Annotated in this window: 19 protein-coding genes; 8 read left to right on the top strand and 11 right to left on the bottom strand. The window is 34.9% G+C overall.

Annotated features, from left to right (window positions below; genetic code table 11):
• Positions 1–3: 3 nt before the first annotated feature.
• The 6 genes from ABJD27_RS10925 to nadC all read right to left on the bottom strand — a co-directional run bounded on the left by ABJD27_RS10925 (position 4) and on the right by nadC (position 4,139).
• On the bottom strand, positions 4–519 hold the full coding sequence (locus ABJD27_RS10925; protein ID WP_348166747.1) for a tail fiber protein: 516 nt from the start codon (positions 517–519) through the stop codon (positions 4–6).
• Between the two features lie 71 nt (positions 520–590).
• On the bottom strand, positions 591–1,115 hold the full coding sequence (locus ABJD27_RS10920; protein WP_348166744.1) for a tail fiber protein: 525 nt from the start codon (positions 1,113–1,115) through the stop codon (positions 591–593).
• 150 nt (positions 1,116–1,265) lie between these two features.
• On the bottom strand, positions 1,266–1,658 hold the full coding sequence (locus tag ABJD27_RS10915) for a DUF2147 domain-containing protein (protein ID WP_348166741.1): 393 nt from the start codon (positions 1,656–1,658) through the stop codon (positions 1,266–1,268).
• Positions 1,659–1,776: 118 nt separating this feature from the next.
• On the bottom strand, positions 1,777–2,337 hold the full coding sequence (locus ABJD27_RS10910) for a chalcone isomerase family protein (RefSeq protein ID WP_348166738.1): 561 nt from the start codon (positions 2,335–2,337) through the stop codon (positions 1,777–1,779).
• Complete coding sequence (locus ABJD27_RS10905; RefSeq protein WP_348166735.1) at positions 2,334–3,278, bottom strand: YihY/virulence factor BrkB family protein; 945 nt, start codon at positions 3,276–3,278, stop codon at positions 2,334–2,336. Before ABJD27_RS10905 ends, ABJD27_RS10910 begins: the two co-directional genes overlap by 4 nt.
• A complete protein-coding gene (nadC, locus tag ABJD27_RS10900; protein ID WP_348166732.1) occupies positions 3,279–4,139 on the bottom strand; it encodes a carboxylating nicotinate-nucleotide diphosphorylase in 861 nt (286 codons plus the stop codon).
• An 82-nt stretch (positions 4,140–4,221) separates the two neighbouring features.
• Between nadC and rlmH the strand changes: the two genes are divergently transcribed.
• Positions 4,222–4,695: a 23S rRNA (pseudouridine(1915)-N(3))-methyltransferase RlmH gene (gene rlmH / locus ABJD27_RS10895; protein WP_348166729.1), complete on the top strand. Its 474-nt coding sequence runs from the start codon at positions 4,222–4,224 to the stop codon at positions 4,693–4,695.
• A gap of 326 nt (positions 4,696–5,021) precedes the next feature.
• Here the strand turns inward: rlmH and ABJD27_RS10890 are convergent, their stop codons facing one another.
• The gene (locus ABJD27_RS10890) at positions 5,022–5,858 is read right to left on the bottom strand and encodes a hypothetical protein (RefSeq protein WP_348166726.1); all 837 of its coding nucleotides are present in this window, start codon (positions 5,856–5,858) and stop codon (positions 5,022–5,024) included.
• A gap of 264 nt (positions 5,859–6,122) precedes the next feature.
• Between ABJD27_RS10890 and ABJD27_RS10885 the strand changes: the two genes are divergently transcribed.
• The 4 genes from ABJD27_RS10885 (at position 6,123) to ABJD27_RS10870 (ending at position 9,567) form a co-directional block, all read left to right on the top strand.
• On the top strand, positions 6,123–6,635 hold the full coding sequence (locus tag ABJD27_RS10885) for a hypothetical protein (RefSeq protein WP_348166723.1): 513 nt from the start codon (positions 6,123–6,125) through the stop codon (positions 6,633–6,635).
• Positions 6,636–7,255: 620 nt separating this feature from the next.
• The gene (locus ABJD27_RS10880; protein WP_348166720.1) at positions 7,256–8,068 is read left to right on the top strand and encodes an ATP-binding protein; all 813 of its coding nucleotides are present in this window, start codon (positions 7,256–7,258) and stop codon (positions 8,066–8,068) included.
• The gene (locus tag ABJD27_RS10875; protein WP_348166717.1) at positions 8,061–8,738 is read left to right on the top strand and encodes a response regulator transcription factor; all 678 of its coding nucleotides are present in this window, start codon (positions 8,061–8,063) and stop codon (positions 8,736–8,738) included. The genes ABJD27_RS10880 and ABJD27_RS10875 overlap by 8 nt, the downstream gene beginning before the upstream one ends.
• A 214-nt stretch (positions 8,739–8,952) precedes the next feature.
• Positions 8,953–9,567 carry a VTT domain-containing protein gene (locus ABJD27_RS10870; RefSeq protein WP_348166714.1) on the top strand — a complete coding sequence of 205 codons (615 nt, stop codon included), beginning with the start codon at positions 8,953–8,955 and terminating at the stop codon, positions 9,565–9,567.
• A gap of 83 nt (positions 9,568–9,650) precedes the next feature.
• On the opposite strand, the gene ABJD27_RS10865 is transcribed toward ABJD27_RS10870, so the two are convergent.
• The 3 genes from ABJD27_RS10865 to ABJD27_RS10855 are packed head-to-tail and all read right to left on the bottom strand — an operon-like array spanning position 9,651 to position 12,065.
• On the bottom strand, positions 9,651–10,499 hold the full coding sequence (locus ABJD27_RS10865; protein ID WP_348166711.1) for a hypothetical protein: 849 nt from the start codon (positions 10,497–10,499) through the stop codon (positions 9,651–9,653).
• A 53-nt stretch (positions 10,500–10,552) separates the two neighbouring features.
• Entirely contained in the window at positions 10,553–11,173 is a 621-nt protein-coding gene (locus ABJD27_RS10860; protein ID WP_348166708.1) for a glycoside hydrolase family 19 protein, read from the bottom strand.
• A 4-nt stretch (positions 11,174–11,177) separates the two neighbouring features.
• The gene (locus ABJD27_RS10855) at positions 11,178–12,065 is read right to left on the bottom strand and encodes a hypothetical protein (RefSeq protein ID WP_348166705.1); all 888 of its coding nucleotides are present in this window, start codon (positions 12,063–12,065) and stop codon (positions 11,178–11,180) included.
• Between the two features lie 247 nt (positions 12,066–12,312).
• Between ABJD27_RS10855 and ABJD27_RS10850 the strand changes: the two genes are divergently transcribed.
• The 3 genes from ABJD27_RS10850 to ABJD27_RS10840 all read left to right on the top strand — a co-directional run bounded on the left by ABJD27_RS10850 (position 12,313) and on the right by ABJD27_RS10840 (position 16,042).
• Entirely contained in the window at positions 12,313–12,891 is a 579-nt protein-coding gene (locus ABJD27_RS10850; protein WP_348166702.1) for a non-canonical purine NTP diphosphatase, read from the top strand.
• A gap of 177 nt (positions 12,892–13,068) precedes the next feature.
• Positions 13,069–15,096 (top strand): DEAD/DEAH box helicase, encoded by a 2,028-nt coding sequence (locus tag ABJD27_RS10845; RefSeq protein ID WP_348166699.1) that lies wholly within the window; start codon positions 13,069–13,071, stop codon positions 15,094–15,096.
• A gap of 136 nt (positions 15,097–15,232) precedes the next feature.
• The gene (locus ABJD27_RS10840) at positions 15,233–16,042 is read left to right on the top strand and encodes a carboxypeptidase-like regulatory domain-containing protein (protein ID WP_348166696.1); all 810 of its coding nucleotides are present in this window, start codon (positions 15,233–15,235) and stop codon (positions 16,040–16,042) included.
• 89 nt (positions 16,043–16,131) lie between these two features.
• Here ABJD27_RS10840 and ABJD27_RS10835 read toward each other — a convergent pair whose 3' ends face one another.
• Positions 16,132–16,458, bottom strand: a complete 327-nt coding sequence (locus ABJD27_RS10835) for a DUF805 domain-containing protein (RefSeq protein ID WP_348166693.1) — start codon at positions 16,456–16,458, stop codon at positions 16,132–16,134.
• Between the last annotated feature and the right edge of the window lie 109 nt (positions 16,459–16,567).

The raw sequence follows: 16,567 nt of genomic DNA, 5'->3' as shown, positions 1-16,567 counted from the left end.
TTCTTAGTTTCTACTTGGAAATACTCCTTGTAGTGCAATGATATAATTTACAGTATTAAATGGCTGAAGAATACTAAAAGCCTGATTTGACCCTGTATTTAGAGATGCTGCTCCTGCAAGTGTATTGTTACCTGTTTTAGCCGTATTGTATATTGTTGTTCCTGCTCCAAGAAAAGCTCCTTCAGGATCATCTGTATTTGCATCATCTGCAACACTTATTGAAACACCATGATTATGAGATGGTAAATTTGCAACAGTAAGTATTTCTGCTTCTTTTCCTCCTCTTTCTCCTAAACTATAATTAGATAATCCTGGTCCATGACCTGGATGAATTGCAACTCTACCTCTTAAATCTGGTAAAGCAAATGTTGTTCTTCCATCTCCTCCGTAGGTTGTTCCTAAAAGAGAGAATAATGCTGAGTTCTGGTTTATTGGTAATAATTGTCCGTTACAAAATGCCCAACCTCTTGGTGCAAAATTTCCTCCGAACATTGTTATTTCTGCTAAAAATGGATCCATTTTCTATATTTTTTAAAAAAAGTTAATTAATGTTTTGAATAATTGTTTAAATCAGTATGCGTAATTATGCATTAGTTTCTAGATGGATATGTTCCAAATAAAGCAATGATATAATTTACAGCAATATATGGTTGCATCATTTGAAATGGCAATCCGCTTCCTGTATTGGTAGATGCACCTCCAGCTAGTACATTATTCCCTGTTGAACTTGTATTGTATACAGTTGTTCCTGCTCCAAGAAAAGCTCCTTCCGGATCATCAGTATTTGCATCGTCTGCTACACTTAGCATCACTGGGTGATTATGAGCAGGGATATTAGAAGTTCTCAGTGTTTCTGTCTCGGAGCCTCCTTTTTCTCCAAGTCTATAAGGACTTAGTCCAGGCCCTTGACTATTACCAAAGTGCTTAGGTCCTCTACCTCTTAGATCAGGTAGGCCAAAAGTAGTCCTTCCGTCTCCGCCATAGGTAGTCCCTAGTATAGAGAATAAAGCCGTATTTGAAGAGATAGCTAATAGCTGTCCTTCACAAAACGCCCAACCCCTAGGAGCAAAATTTCCGCCAAACAATATTGTTTGTCCAATCATTGGGTTCACCATAATTATTGTGTTTTAGTGTTAGTTAATAATTTCTTCATCAAATAATCTTTTATAATTATATTGACGTTCTTCCAAAACTAAAACTTATGACCAAGAAAAAACCCCGTAGAAATACGGGGTTTTATAATCAAGTGATTATTTTACTAGTATTTATTCAACTCGTATCCATTGTTGTGTTCTATAAAAGAAAAGTATATATCCTCTAAGATTCAGTCTATTTGGGTTATCTGGATCGAGCCATATTTTAGACCGATATACCTTTCCATTTCCTGGATCTGTTATAGTTCCTCCTTGGTATTTTCCATTTTTAAAGGATAGTCCTTTTATAAATTCAAAACCAATTACGGGCTTATCCTTATCTTCACCTTCACAAAGGTCACACACATTGTTACGACTAGATTCTCTGGTAATTTGTATTACTTTTCCATAAACCTTACCGTTACGTTCATAGATCTCTACTGTTGCTTTACGCTCACCTGTTTCATCATCTACCGTAGTCCACGTACCATAAACATCTTGTGTTTGTGCGTAGGTTTGAAACACAAAAAATAAAATACAACTACATACTAAAAAAGAGTTTTTTCTTATCATAATCATAACACTATATAAATACAGCGGACAAATGCCCGCTGTATCTGTACTATTAATAGTGTGATTTTTTTTAGCTTCCTAACATTCCTTCTTTAAGATCATCATCTGCTGGGTCTTCACCAAGCCAGATTCCAAAAAGTGCTTTCTTAAAGTCCATTCCTTCTATAACACCTACTTTCGTTCCGTTTTTGTAAACGACAGATCCTTCTCCTTTGATATATGCTATATCAAATACATTGGTCTTTACAATCTTCTCACTAAAGAAGCTTTTAAATTTTTCTATTCGATCTGCAAGAGGTCCAATATTATCATTTGTAGCTGCTTCAAAACCATCATCTACAGCATTTGCCATTTTTTTACTAGATACTAATCCAGAAACGATATCTAATTTAATCACCATCGTCTCATCTGCATTTATAATACTAGAAGCATCACTACTTTTAGATTGAAGGTATAGTCCTCCTGCATACAGGTCAAATACGACTTTCTCTCTCATTCCTGCTCCATTAAGAACTAGGTCAGTTCCTTCTATTGTCATTTGATTAGGAAGTGTTGCGTCTCCCACTTGTGTTTGTGCATTTGCAAAAGCAATACTAAAAACAGCCATTACGGCTAACATAAAATTTCTCATTGTTTGTTTGTATTAGGGTTTTGGTTCATTCGTAATTTTTGTAAGGCGGCATTTAACTCAAAACCAAGTAATAATAGGTTAGAGTTAAGCCAAATATATAACATCATAATTAAAAGAGCTCCTATCGATCCATACAACTCATTATAATTTGAAAAATTATCTATATAAATTCCAAAAAGATAAGTCGTAAGCATAAATAATATGGTCGTCATTAATGCTCCTGGAGAAAAAAAACGCGTGTTTCGCCCTTCTTTTGTTCCAAAATAATAAAGTGTCGCTATAGATATGTATATCATAATAACAAAAAACATATAACTTCCTATAGATACCAAAGCAACATCTGTACTATTACTCATCATATCTCGATCTCTTAAAGTACGCAATAAGTATTCAAAATATATCAGTACTGATATAGTAGTAACCAACAACAATGCCAAAACAATAGCAACTCCTAAAGCTACAAGATACTGTTTTAAAAAATTCCTGTTAATTGTGACATTAAATGACCCTTCAAAACCGCTAAAAATAGCATTCACTCCGTTTGCCATAAGTAACAATCCTAAGATGGCTACAAAGGAAAGAAGTCCCGTTCTTGGATTTCTCGAGATATCCTGTATCACAGGCTCAAAAAAGACTAAGGACTGTTCTGGTATAAGGTCATATATAAATCCCATAAACTTATTCTGAAAATCAGGGATTGGAATAATAGGAATGAGATTTAATAAAAAAAGTAACGCAGGAAATATCGCCATAAAAAAACTATAAGCTATAGAGCCCGCTCTAGAAGACAATGTCCCTCGTACAATCCCTATCAGGTAGGTTTTTATAAGATGATATAAAGTCATCCCTCCAAAACCTGGAAGTACCACTTTTTTAAGACAGCGCACACAGAATCTAAAACTCGCAAAACGTTCTAGCTTATTTTCTAATGGTGCGCTCATTTATACTGCTTTCAAACTTAAATCAAGATTGTATACTGAATGTGTCAAAGCACCGCTAGAAATATAGTCTACCCCACACAGCGCATACTCACGTATAGTTTTTTCATTAATCCCACCAGAAGATTCTGTTAAACACAAATCACCTATACGACGTACAGCCTCTTTTGTATCTTCATAATTAAAATTATCTATAAGGATACGATATACCTCGGTATGGCTTTTAAGAATCTCATCGATCTCCTCTAGATCGCGTGCCTCTACGATAATCTTAAGATCACGCTTAGTTTCTTTAAGATAGTTTGCTGTTTTCTGTATTGCTTGGGTAATCCCCCCTGCAAAATCAATATGATTGTCTTTAAGCATAATCATATCATACAATGCAAAACGATGATTTTCTCCGCCTCCTATTTTTACAGCCCATTTTTCGAGAGCACGTATTCCTGGTGTTGTTTTACGCGTATCTAGGATTTTTGTCCCTGTATCATCTAGTAGGTTGACAAAAAAGGCAGTTTTTGTTGCAATAGCACTCATACGTTGCATAGCATTAAGCACAAGTCGTTCTGCTTTAAGAATAGATTGTGAAGGTCCAGATACATAAAAAGCAATATCTCCATATTGCACGCGACTCCCATCTGGGATACGCTCTTCTATTTGAAGCAATGGATCTACGTAGGCAAATACCGCTTTCGCGAAAGCTACCCCAGCAAGAATCCCCTCATCTTTCACAAGTAGTTTTGCTTTCCCCGTAGCCGAAGCCGGAATACAAGCTAACGAACTATGATCTCCATCGCCCACATCTTCGCGGATGGCATTTTCTATAATTCCCTCTATCTCTTTCTCAAATTGCACTTCTGTAATCATATATGACTAGTTTATGTAAAAATAAGCAAAGCCTACGAATGATACATATAAAATGATAAGGAGGATTTGTATTTTTACCCCCATGAACATCAAACTACTTTGTATCGGAAAAACAGATGACAAGCATTTACTGGCTCTTATTGAAGAATATAGCAAACGTTTGAATCATTATATCAAGTTTTCTATAGAAATCATTCCAGATATTAAGAATGTAAAAAACCTCAGCGAGGCACAACAAAAAGAAAAAGAAGGAACGCTTATTCTTTCTAAAGTAGGTTCTCAAGATCATTTAATTCTCTTGGACGAAAACGGAAAAGAAATGAATAGCGTAGGATTTTCTCAGTTTTTACAAAAGAAAATGAACGGAGGCTATAAAACATTGGTCCTTGTGATAGGCGGACCTTATGGATTTTCTGACACAGTATATAAAGCCTCTCAAGGTAAAATTGCGTTATCTCAAATGACGTTTAGCCACCAGATGGTACGTCTATTTATCACAGAACAACTCTATCGTGGATACACCATCCTAAAAGGAGAACCCTATCATCATCGATAATTATTGATGCACCTAAAGTCATTCCGAATTCATTTCGGAATCTCATTATATAAATAACAAATTCCTTTTGATGAGAACCTGAAACAAAGCAAACTCTAACGTGAGTTTCATGTGCGATCTCTCCTATCGTCGAGATGACTGTGTTTGTTATTTTGGTAGAACGAGAAACAAATGTTGAGAAATCGCATCGTCTAGACATTTTCATGACAAACACAAAATAGAGCCACTCTCTAAAATAGAGTAGTACTCTAATTCTATGATGTCAATAAATTTCTAAACAAAAGTGATGGAGTGATTTTCTAAAGACAAATTGCACCCAAATTATCTTATTGATCGCAATACACTACTGTCTTATATTTTCCGCGTACATAGATATTCACATGCCTGCGTATCACAAACTCGGACAATCCAATATGTGACGGATTCTCGGGACTCCAATCATAGGTATAGCCTAATTGTGTCCAAGGATATCCATACTCATGAAACTTCGTATCTGTACAATCATTGTATTGCACCGCTCTGGTATGATTAAACCATGTACGATATCCCTCAGTGATATCATCAGGAACATTGAGTTCGCAAACCGTATCAGTAGTTTCATTATCAGGACATGGACGGTATAAATCACTTGGTTTTACCCATACCTCTAAAAAGAAAGTTTCCTGTGTAAAGGGTTGCAACCCTAATAATTGTCGTAGTCGCATAATAGGATCCTTCTGTGTTTTAAAAAAACTACGACAGCTATCTTTTATAATAGGAGCTGCCGTTACCCAGATATCATACCCTTGTGTACTATCAATTCCTTTTTTAGAATAATAACTAGGATGAGATTTCCAAGACACCATTTGCACATAGCGTTCTCCTTGGATGAGGGTATCTATCAAGTTGCTATTTCCTTCTATTGGAAGAAGGTGATCATATATCTTTTGAGGGGATGGGTTCTGAGACTGTTTCATAGCTCGTGTATACAACGAGTCTAGACGCGCCATCTCCACACTATCATATTGACTAGAGACAATTGGTGTTCTCATTTTTGTGGTATCTATAGGAGATGATGGTGGTGCTTTAACTTCTTGTTTACACGTCGCAAAACTGAGTATAAATAAGAATAAAAAAACAGTAATCGCAAATAACTTTAGGGAAGATAGTTGGTTAGTTTTCATGATCGTATATGGTGTGATACCGCAAACGTACAACATGAGATTCATACGCATATAGGTATTTTTACGGGAAAACCACATTCAACATACTGCTTTACTGTGCTTTATTTTGATAGTGTTTATACCAATATCTTAGTAAAAACAGTAGCTTACATCATATCAAAAAAAGAAACCCCGTAAAAGTACCTGTTTTTTAAGAAAATATTTTTTTATCAGTTAATTTTAGCGAAATTAGGAACTTATTAACCAAAATAAACCTCTAAACTTATGAGTAACATTATTAAATTATCAGAAGCAGAAGCCTGGACCCTAAAATGGCAATCTGAAACCAAAGGACAGGATCACTGTAATGCATTTTTAGTACCGGTACAAGATCTTTTAGGAACATTATCAGAAATGGGCGTTATTTCTATGGATGGAGCTGGGAATATTACAGGTCATTATTCTGATACCCAAGAAGAAAAAATTCGTGCTTATATGGCAATAGACGAAACTATCATTACGGATATAGATAACAGATACCCTCCTGGTGCTGGCAGAGATCAAGCGATTAAAAATGCTGGATATGGAGAAAAAATACTAGTTGTAGGTACAGAAAAAACAACAACTGTAAACAGACAAGGAGAGATTATTTACAGAGATATTGTAAAAGATGAAAAAAATAGTGATGGTGGTACGTATAGATACCCAAGTGGTATCACATTAAATGGAAGTGGGGTGTATGATTTTACTGCTCCTTGCCCTAGTAATTGTGACGATGATAGTCCGTTAAATCATTAAAATAAATTGTAAATGACTGAACTAGTAGATGACATTATTAAATATTTAGGTATTCTACTATTATTTATAAATTTTATTTTATTTACTAAAAGCCATAAATATTTTAAAATGTTTATGGCTTTTAGAATCTTTCACCTTTATTTAATTGTTAGCTTAATATTATTAATTATTACAAATATCATGAATGAATATAAGGAGAATAATCTATATTTATCTCACTTCTATTTTATAACTCAATTCATTTTAATTTCATTATTTTATTTCAATCTATTTAAGTTAAAACAAAGAAAATTCATAGTTTCTATATTTATTGCTGTATTATTAATGATTGGCATCCAATACATTATACATCCAAAAATTTTATTTGAATTTAACTTACTTGAGGTATTTATAACATCATTTCCTCTCGTAATTTATTCAGTGATTCATTTATACAATTCATTAACCACCAAAGGAAAATATCTATATATAAACGCGGCCATATTAACATACATTTCAGCAAGTACATTAATATTTTTCTTAGGAAATTATTTGGCCAATTTTGACAATACTGTCGCGGTAAATATTTGGTTTATCCACAAAATATTATACTTAGTCTTTTTAATTTTAATTCTCCTAGAATGGAAGAACACTTTCTCGAAACGCAAGACCAAGACTTAGTCATAGCAGCACTAGCTTATGGAATTATATTCCTGGTCTTATTGACCACGGGACTGCTCTTGTTTTTCCATTACTCAAGACGTAAGATCATTCAAAAAGAATTAGAAAAAGCAGCGCTTAGATTAGAACATCAAAAAACGATTTTACAAGCTACCATCTCTACACAAGAAGAAGAACGCAAACGTATTGCCCAAGATCTACACGATGCCATAAGTGCACGACTTAATGTAGTGAGTCTTACAGCAAACTTATTACTAGACGACGATGATCTAAATGAAGCTCAAAAATTATCTGTAGAACATATACTGGGCATCACCTCTACAACCCTTGAGAGTTCCCGTAAAATAGCCCACGACCTCTTACCTCCTATCCTAGATAAATTTGGACTTAAAGTAGCCTTAGAAGAGCTCTTTGACGATTTTACAAAAAGCAAACAACTACAAATCAAACACAGTATAGACGATCTTGGTTTCTTAAGTAAAACCAATGAACTTCATGTATTTAGAATCGTACAAGAATTAATTAATAATGCGACAAGACATGGAGATGCAAGTCGTATGAAAATAAAATTACAAAAAGAAGAAGGAAACCGTTTTACGCTCACATGTAAAGATAATGGCAACGGTTTTGATGTATCAAAAATCAAGAAAAAATCAGGTATTGGCTTACAGAATATTAAAAGTAGAACATCTATTTTAGAATGTGATCTACACGTAGAAAGTGAAATAGATAAAGGAAGCTTATTTACCATACAATCAAAAAATAATGAGTAATCAAATAAAAATAGTTCTTGCAGATGATGAGTTACTCTTCAGACAAGGATTACGCGCAATATTAAGTAGAGAAAAAGATTTTGACATCCTTTTTGACGCGACAGACGGACAAGACTTAATGGATCAATTACGAGAAAGCGAGGTCTTACCCGATGTGATTCTTACCGATCTTAAAATGCCAGAACTCAATGGTGTCGAAGCCACAAAGCTGATACATAAAGAGTTTCCAGATATCAAGACGATTGCATTAACGAGTTATTTTAGTAAGCCGTTTATTGTCAATATGATTTCTATAGGTGCGGTAGCATATCTTGCCAAAAACAGTACCCCAAAGCTGATGGTTACCACCATTAAAGAAGTGTATGAAAAAGGATTTTACTACGATACGCAAGTATTAAAATTCATTCAAGAAGGCTTATTAAACCCTTCTGAGAAGAAACTCAAATCCAATTTTGACACGACCTATTTTACAAAAAGAGAAAAGGAAGTCTTAGAGCTTATTTGTAAACAACACACCACTAACGAGATTGCAGATGCCTTATTTATAAGCCCTCGTACGGTAGAAGGGCATCGTAATAACTTATTACTTAAAACAGAATCTAAGAACATTGCTGGACTTGTCGTATATGCTATACAACACAAAATAGTCGACCTAGATAGTAAGTTTTAAACCTAGAATAGATCACGCTACTCATAGAGAGAAAAATACATAGCATACCAAAAAGTCTTCTATACCATTACTATAGAAGACTTTTTGATGTAACATCCAGACCCTAAACCCGTCTTACTAAAAAATAGGGTTGTATTTTAGTAATTAATTAATATAAAATACGTCTACTATATAGTATTTTTACATTTTATTAAGAAGTCCTTTTACGCATACTATGAATCCTACAAAGACAAAAAAAAAGAGTCGGTTGCAATTATTGCATCAATACTATAGCTATACAGGTTTTTATAGCTTTATAAAAGACGCCTTAAAAAAAGCGGTTCCTGCAATTGCTATTGTTGTAGGGATTCTATTACTCATTAACTATTTTGTGATAGATGTCAATACGGCACTTACCTACGTTATAGATAATTACTCTGATTTTACGATTATAGGTACTTTTTTCATCTCAGAATCTATTCTTGGGATTATTCCTCCAGAACTATTTATTGCTTGGAGTGGCAAAACAGATACCCCTCTTATAAGTCTTACGTTACTTGCTACAATGTCATACCTAGGTGGGATTCTGTCTTTTTTTATGGGGAAAGGCATCACAAAAATACCTGCTGTACATAACTACCTAGAGGTAAAGATGAAAAAGCATATCAAGAATACCAGAAAATGGGGTGGACTTATTATTGCTGTAGGCGCATTACTTCCTATTCCATTTGCAATGACAAGTATTGCTGCGGGGATGATTAAATATAAATTTACAAATTACTTACTCTTTGGAGCACTACGCTACATACGTTTTTATGCCTATGCAGCGGTGATCTTCAAGTTGGTGTAATTATTCCTAATACATATATCTTTAAGAAATACGCTTTCGCGAACCTGCCTGTCGGTAGGTAGACAGGAGCGTACAAAACAACTTTATCTTTCTTGTTTAAATACTGGTTCTGGGAATAATTGAGAGAATGTATTTAATACCTCAAAAGCAGTTGTACAAATCCCCATCGTTGGATGTCCATTAGGAGCACCTCCCTTACTACGATAACACACAATTTGTTTATAGATTTCTTCAAACGTAACTGTATTCCCTTCTTGAGTAGCATAAAACCTATAGTATATATACAATGCTGTTATAGTCACAGATCGACTACCACCACTATGACAATGAATTAACAAGTTTCCTTTAGGGTAAATATTAGTCATCCCATACTCATATATCTGCTCCTCTTCTGATGGAAAAAATAATAATTGTTCTGCCATATATACTGCAGCAACCAAAGTCATCATAGTATTCCCTGGACCATCTATGAGTCCTACTTTAGCTAATTGTCTAGTATAAATTAAAACTGATTCATTTTTTATCTTACCGTCTTTTTCTGTAATCTCTACAGTTTTTTTTGTTGCATTTAATTCAGGAAGTAATTGTAACAATTCAGAATCATTAACATCATAAGCAACATTTAATATACTCGTAATATTTGCTGTTGTTAACGCTGCAATCTTTATAGGATTTGAAGGGTTTATAGGATTTGTAGGATTTGTGAAACCGTACCCTATACCAACATATATGACTTGTTGTTTATTAGATGTTGTATCATTAGGTACTTCAAAGACTGCTGTTAAAGTCTCCGTAACCATAGGACCACTATCTATTGGCTCTTTAGGAGAAGGCCATAACGGTGTTCCACAGTATTGATTTGCCGTTTGATATGTTATAGCTTGTAGTTTATCACAAAAAGATAATTCTGAGGCAGTTATCTCATTACTCATAGCTGTTTTTTTTTGAAGATTCCTTTATTTTATATAGTATTCTTATATACTACTTATTCTATATTGTACAATCTTTTATATTCATCTAGGAAGTGTTGTCTGTGTTCTAGACCATTAAATCCTCCATTGATTCTTTTGGTGACCATATGAATATCATCTGCATCTGCAAACTGATTGATCTTCCTTTTTTTCCAAAACCAACAAGCAGAAGATAATGCCCATTCTGGTTGTGTTACCAAGTCTGGATTTGCCACAAAATCCTGTCCCGTATCTGCAGAGAAAGCCTTGTAATTATCTTTTCCAGTTAATTGGATTAAACCCCGTCCTCTATATTTCCATCCTTCTCCACTAGCCTCATCACCATTGCCCATACGACTTGAATACACTTTGTTAGCAATTTTTTCTGGCTGTCTAGCACAAAGCTCTGCGGCAGCAAGTGTTGGAAAATATTTTCTAAACACCGCAAATAAGGCTTTTGCTGAGTAATTTAAATTCTCTATTACAAATCGAAAACTTCCGCTTTCATGAGATATCTGAGCTAGAAAATGAGCTTTACGCAAAGGCGTATTAATTTCATATTTTTCTAACACCTCTTCATAAATACCTAAATATGGTTCTATAAACTTCCAACTTACATCGGGTACTATGGTTTGAAATTGTTCTTTTGTGATCATAACGTTATGAATTTGAAGGAGCAAAAATGGACTTAAGACGATCGATTAAGCTCTGTAGTACTGTAAATATAGCATCTGAAGAAAAACCACCTACGAGTGCAAGGACACTTTTGTTGAAAAGATTGATACTATCTGCATCTTTTGTATACAGATTTAAAATTTCAGACATAATAAGCCCTGCGATCACCCCTAATACAATAAGGGCTATATAATAAATGGTATCTTCAGGAACTAGGGTTCCGCTCTTAACAGCACTACTTACATTCTTAAGCAAGTAAAAAACAACACCTAGTCCTGATACAGAAGCCAAATAAGCAAGGTTAAGTAATAAACTTGTTCCCGAATTATTCATAACCCCTAAATCCAGAGATGTATTATTTACGCCCTCAGTAGACCCTGTAAGTACAAAGGTTATTAAGAAGATAATTGCTAGTATAATAAGATTACGTATGATTGGAAGCTTTCTGAAAAGTGATTTATCGACATCTCTATTTCGTAATTTACGTGTAAATTCTATAGATTTTGGCGTTGCCGGTGCTATGTTCTTACACAACATATTATGTGCATTAATCAGATTCTCTACATTGCTATCTTCTATTAAAGAAATCACATCTGTATTAATAATAGTCCCATTATATACTGCAAAAGAAAGCATCTGATTAATTTCTCTACTTAACTCTCCTTTTACTCCTTCCGAAATCCCAAGTGATTCAGGTGTCTCTGCTACAGTTGTGTTATGTGCCACTGTAGCTTTAGCAGTTGTTGTCGTAGTAGTAGTTTTTGCTATTGTACTCTTCTTTGGAGTAGTTTTAGAAGTAGTTTTAGGTTTTGTTTTTGGAATTGCTCCTGACGTATCATCAGAAGGCGCACCTGTGTCTTTTGTCGTATCCATAGGGTTAGTCTTTGGTATTGTTGCTCAAACTTAACGCAATAGTGCCTGAGATTTAAAGGGGTAGTCATCTGTTTTAAAAACCAAGTAATTTTACGTGGTTTTATTTATAAAAAATTGCGTATTGAGTTATTTAAAAATAAATTGATTTTTAGTTTATTTTAAATATTTCTACGATTTTAAAGTAGAATCTTAGGAAGGGTTTATCATTGTGCTGTATCTTAGAAACCTATTTTAATTAGATTCTATAATGACACTTGTTTTTGCTACAAATAACCCAAATAAATTAAAAGAAGTTCAAGGATTACTCCCTTCGTATATTCAACTCAAAAGCCTAGAGGATATAGGCTGTACAGAAGATATTATAGAAGATGCTCCTACGATAGAAGGAAATGCAATTTTAAAAGCGAAATACATTAAAGACACCTATGGATATGATTGTTTTGCAGATGATACAGGACTTGAAGTGATTGCTTTAAATAATGAGCCCGGCGTTTATTCTGCTCGATATGCAGGTCCTCAAAAAAATGCTTCGGATAATATGAACAAACTGTTGATCAATCTTGCAACTCAAACGGATAGAAGTGCGCAGTTTAAAACGGTAATCGCTTTCGCGAAAGCGAACTCCATGTACACATTTGAGGGCATTTGTAAAGGTGAGATTACAAAAGAGCGACAAGGTGATGGAGGTTTTGGGTATGATCCTATCTTTAAACCAGAAGGGTATGAAGCTACATTTGCTCAGATGGCACTTGCCTTAAAAGGGAAAATAGGACATAGAGGAAAAGCAGTTGCAAAGTTTATAGAATATACGGCCACACTACAATAATATATTATTTATATAGCTAGTAATTCTAATTCATTAATTAGTTGTACTTTTGCACCTTCAAAACCCCAGGGTGGGGTTTGTATCAATTATAATTGGTACATCCGTGTTGATCGAAGCAAGTGGTTTTTATACGTCGTTGCGCTTCTTAACAGCACGATAACATATAAAATACATCAAATGACATTTGATCAATTAGGCTTAAACGAGCCTTTACTTCAGGCTATCGCCGATATGGGGTTTGTAACTCCATCAGAAATTCAACAAAAAGCAATTCCTATGCTACTCGATGAAGATCGAGATATGGTAGCACTTGCACAAACCGGAACTGGAAAAACAGCTGCTTTTGGTTTCCCTTTATTACAACAAATAGATGCAACTAGTCGTACAACACAAGGACTTATCATTGCACCTACTCGCGAACTTTGTTTACAAATCACTAACGAAATGAAATTATATGCAAAGCATGTAAAAGGATTACGTGTAGTAGCTGTATATGGAGGCGCAAATATTCAAGAACAAGCACGCGAGATCTCAAAAGGAGCTCAAATAGTTGTAGCGACTCCTGGTCGTATGCAAGATATGATGCGTAGACGCATGGTAGATATTACAAAATTGAGCTACTGTGTACTTGATGAAGCAGATGAAATGCTTAATATGGGATTCTATGAAGATATCACAACGATCCTAGCAGATACTCCAGAAGATAAGCTTACGTGGCTCTTTAGTGCGACCATGCCTAGAGAGGTTGCTCGTATTGCAAAAGAATTTATGATTAATCCATTAGAGATTACTGTAGGTTCAAAAAACGAAGGGGCAAAAAATGTATCTCACGAATTTTACGTAGTTCATACTCGTGATCGTTATCAAGCACTTAAACGCCTTGCTGATGCAAATCCGGCTATCTTTTCTGTCATATTTTGTCGTACCAAACGTGATACTCAAAAAGTAGCAGAACAATTAATAGAAGATGGATATAATGCAGCAGCACTGCACGGAGATTTAAGTCAGAATCAACGTGATCTTGTGATGAAAAGTTTCCGTGGGAGACAAATCCAAATGCTTGTCGCTACAGATGTAGCCGCACGTGGTATTGATGTAGATGATATTACTCACGTTATAAATTACCAACTTCCTGACGAGATAGAAACATACACACACCGTTCTGGTCGTACTGGTCGTGCTGGAAAAAGCGGTACATCTATGGTTGTTGTGACCAAAAGTGAAATGCGCAAAATCAAACAACTAGAAAAAATTCTAGGAAAGAAGTTTGAACAAAAAACCATTCCTGACGGAAAAGAGATTACCCAAGTACAACTTTTCCATCTTGCAAATAAAATACACGGCACTGAAGTTAATCCTGAAATTGAGGCATACCTTCCTGCTATAGAAGAAGTGTTAGAAAGTAATACAAAGGAAGAATTGATCAAGAAAGTATTTTCTGTAGAGTTTACTCGATTCTTTAACTATTATAAAAAAGCAAAAGATCTTAACCAAAATGCAGTTGCTGCTTTTAAAGAAGAATCTGGAGATACGACACGTTACTTCATTAATGTAGGTCGTAAAGATGATTTTGACTGGATGAAGTTAAAAGACTTCTTAAAAGAGATGACAGGATTAGGTCAAGACGGTATATACCGTGTAGACTGCAAAGACAGTTTTTCTTTCTTTAATACAGATACTGAGCATAAAGAAAAAGTAATTGCACTCTTTGAAGATTTTAATCTTGATGGACGTCGTGTAAGTGTAGAAGAAACACAGGGCGGTGGCGGTCGTGATCGCAAACGTGGTGGAAACCGTGACCGTAGAGGTGGCGGCGGAGATCGCAGACGTGATGATCGTCGTAGCAGTGGTGGATTTAGAAGTGGCGGAAACCGTTCTAACAGAAGAAATGATGATGATAGACGCGGTGGTGGAGATCGTGACCGTAGAGGTAGCGGAGATCGTCGTCGCAATAGTGAAGATCGTGATCGCGGTAGCAGAGATCGTTCTTCTTATGGAAGCTCTGAAGGTGGAAATCGTCGTCGCAATGACGGAGATAGACCATCTTATGGAGGCTCAGAAAGCGGAGGAGGACGTCGTCGTTCATCATCAGATGATCGCAAACCAACTCGTGCAGAACGCGGTGAATCAAGATCTCCTCGTAGATCTGACGATAGTAGCTCTTCCAACTCTCCTTTTTCTGGGAAGAGAAGACGTCGTAGCTAATTCCTTAAAATAAACTCCTACTTTATATAGTAGCATTAGATTTCTAATATATAAAGTAGGTTTAATTGTTATATTTATGGTAAAAATGTAGTTTTGGCTAGGTTTTTACGACGGAATGCATAAATTAACACCCATTATGAAACGATTATTATTTATAGTACTTGTATTAAGTGGTCTGAATTCTGTTATTGCTCAGGATAATGATACACCTTTACAAAAAAATGATTCGGTTCCTGCACTAGCAAAGGGACGCATCAATGGTGCTGTTTTAAGCTCATCTACAGATGACCCACTACAAAATGTAAATATTGTAAACCTCACCAATCTAAAAGGGGCAATTACTGATGCCGAAGGAGGATTTGAAATAAAAGCCCAAGTAGATGACACATTATTTTTCTCTTACTTAGGATACAAAACATTACAAGTACGTGTAAGTGCCGATTGGGTAAAATACGGTAATGTAAAAATTAAGATGACAGAAGTAGGGATTGCACTAGAAGAAGTGGTCGTACAAGAAATACAACTTACAGGATACCTAGAGATCGATGCAAAGAGAATTCCAATTTATAATAATTCACGTTTTAGTATTTCTGGTTTAAATACTGGATATGAAGGTGGACAAACGCAACCTGGCGCTGTATCAAGGGTGATTAATGCTATTTTCAATCCTGCCGATTTACTATATAATCTATTTGGAAAAAAACCTGAGCAACTTAAGAAAATGCGTAAAATGAAAGAAGATGACAAAGTTCGTAATCTTCTTGAAAAGAAATTTGATAGAGAAACACTCGTTGCTTTATTACAAATAGATAGAAACGATATAGATGCCATTTTAAATAATTGCAACTATTCAGATAATTTTATTGTTACTGCAAATGATCTTCAAATACTAGATGCTATTAGTGAGTGTTATGAAGAGTATAGAGTATTACAACGGAAGAATTAAATAAAGCCTACATTCTAATTAGAATGCAGGCTTCTCTAAAAAGAACCCCAATTCTTTATTAGCTAAAAAAACAGCTAAGATTATATGCCTTACTTAGGATTAGGACCGTATTGATTATCACCTGGCTCACTATCTGTACAAGCTAGTATTATATTATAAATAGGTATTAAAATATACCACCCACTCTTTCCTACATCATGCATTCTTCGTACAGCTACTGCAATACCAGGAATTAATGTCGCTATTGCATACACCATACTTATTATAGGTAAAATAGAAAGGTCTGCTGCGATACCTCCATACGTAAGTACATTTGTTATAATAATTTGAAATAAAAAGAACATCCAATACTCTTTTCTTCGAGCTCTTCCGTTAAAGTCTGCATACTGTTTAAGCACTTTTACATACCAGTTCATAATGGTTTTTAGTTTTAGTTCCTACTCGTTTGGTTTTTCGGTTACACCCCGTTTTTTAATGTGATAACTAGACTTCACAATACATCATTGGTTATTTCTCTGATCATAC

The organism is Dokdonia sp. (genome assembly GCF_039945015.1).
GTDB lineage: Bacteria > Bacteroidota > Bacteroidia > Flavobacteriales > Flavobacteriaceae > Dokdonia.
This window is presented reverse-complemented; position numbering and strand designations above follow the sequence as displayed.